Below are 1,894 nucleotides of genomic sequence, written 5' to 3'. Positions count from 1 at the left end.
ATAAAAAGAAATTAGATGATTTAAAAGATTTGGTTTTTATAAAAGATAATAAAGTATTTAATAAAAACTATTTAATATCAGATGAAATAGCTTTGTATTTAGAATAAAGCTAAGTTAATTAGAACTTATTAAAGTTCTAATTAAAACTTATAGCTAAATCCTAAGTTTAATCTATATCCTGTATCAAACTCATTAGAAATATTCTTTGTAAAATCAGCATTAATGTCTAAATTAGAATTTGGTTTTACTAAAAATCCTATTTTAGCATTCAAGCCACTATCTTGGATATTGTTAAAATTGTTTTCTAAAAGAGCTACTACTTTACTTTTTGAAAGAGCATTTAGGTCTTTAAAGTATTGTAATTCAGTAACTAAGCTAAAGTTTTTATTAAACTCAACCCCTGCTTTAACTCCTGCTTTTATACTAGCTTGAAGACCTTTTTTAGTTTCTATACTTGCATTAGTTCCTTTTAAGTCTAAGTCCTTATATCTAGTAGCTATTAATTTAATATTAGGCTCTAAGTAATTATTATTTATACTAAATCTATGTCCTAAGCCTAAACCTATTTGATATAAGTCTAAGTAATTAGTAGTATATAAATCAATCTTTTTAGCTTCAAATTTATTTTTTAATGTTACATAAGCTAAAGAATAATCAATAAAGCTTCCATTATAAAAATTAGTAGAAGCATAAGCTCCAAATGACCTTACATTAGTAGAAGAGCTTAAAGCTTTATTTATTTCTAATCTTGAAATATTTGCAAATACTCCATAAGTTAGATTAAATCTATCTAAGCTTATATTCTTATCTATACCAACGCTTGTGCCTTTGTTTCTTAAATCATTATAATTAGTCTTTAAATAATTATATGAATTATTCACCCAAAAGCCGTGATTTTTAATATCATCTCTTAGATAAGTAAATCTATCATTTAAAATCTCTGCTTGATTTTTTGCTACATAATAAGGTGTATTAATTATGCTTTTTAATTCAGCTTTTGTATTATCGTCTAATAATTCACTCATAAAATAATCTTTATAGTTTTTATTAATTAATTCTGTTGTAGTGTAATTAACATTGCCTTTACCATCAATTATTGCTTGGATTTCATCTTTGCTTAATTCTTTACCAGCTAAACCTACACTCCAAACTTCTTTAGTTCCATTCTCATCTTGCATAGTTGTATAATGAACTAGATTAGGTGATAATAATACACTTGAAATAGGTGTTGTATAAGTTATCTTAAAGAAGTCTTTATTAACTACTTTAGGTGTTGTAGCTATTGCATCAGCTCTTGTAGAATTTGAATTAGTAGTATTTGAGTTGTTAGTATTATTAATAATTGCAATAGGAACATAGCCATTAATTAATAAGCCTAAGTTTGTATTAGAAATATTAATTATATTATTAAAGCCACTTGCACCATATCTTGCAATGATTGCTCCACTAAAGTGATTATATAAAGAAGTATTATATCCACCACCTGTTATATAAAATGTAGAATTAGTAGCGTTTAGATTATTTACTGCTAATTGCCCTACTATTTTTGAATTAGTTGTAGTTAAGGTATTAGCTCTAATACCACCTTTAATAGCTGATTTTTCTATAGTGTAATCTCCACTTGTTATTTCTGCTTTATCATATACACTACTAGCATTATCATCTTTACCTTTTAAAAACACTTTAGTATCTTTAGAGCCTTCATTAGTATTATTTAAGAATACATTTGAGTTTGTAATCTCTCCTTTGTTTGCACTAATAGAAGTTGTTTTTAAATCTATATTTTTAATTACTAGCTTATCATCTACTTTTATTGTTTGAGCTTTGATTTCATCGGTTGTTTTTATATCATCGTTTATAAAATCAATATTATTAGCATTAATATCTTTAAAGT

At 25.2% G+C, this 1,894-nt stretch carries 1 protein-coding gene; it reads right to left on the bottom strand.

All coding sequences use genetic code 11. From position 1 onward, the window contains the following. Positions 1-140: 140 nt before the first annotated feature. Positions 141-1,894, bottom strand: a 1,754-nt coding sequence (locus KJR01_RS09515; protein WP_214119000.1) for an autotransporter outer membrane beta-barrel domain-containing protein, incomplete at its 5' end; no start/stop codon positions are given.

Origin of the sequence: Campylobacter sp. 2018MI10 (genome assembly GCF_018501175.1) — a bacterium.
Taxonomy (GTDB): Bacteria; Campylobacterota; Campylobacteria; order Campylobacterales; family Campylobacteraceae; genus Campylobacter_E.
Note: the sequence above shows the minus strand (reverse complement) of the source record. Positions and strands in the feature narration are given on the sequence as shown.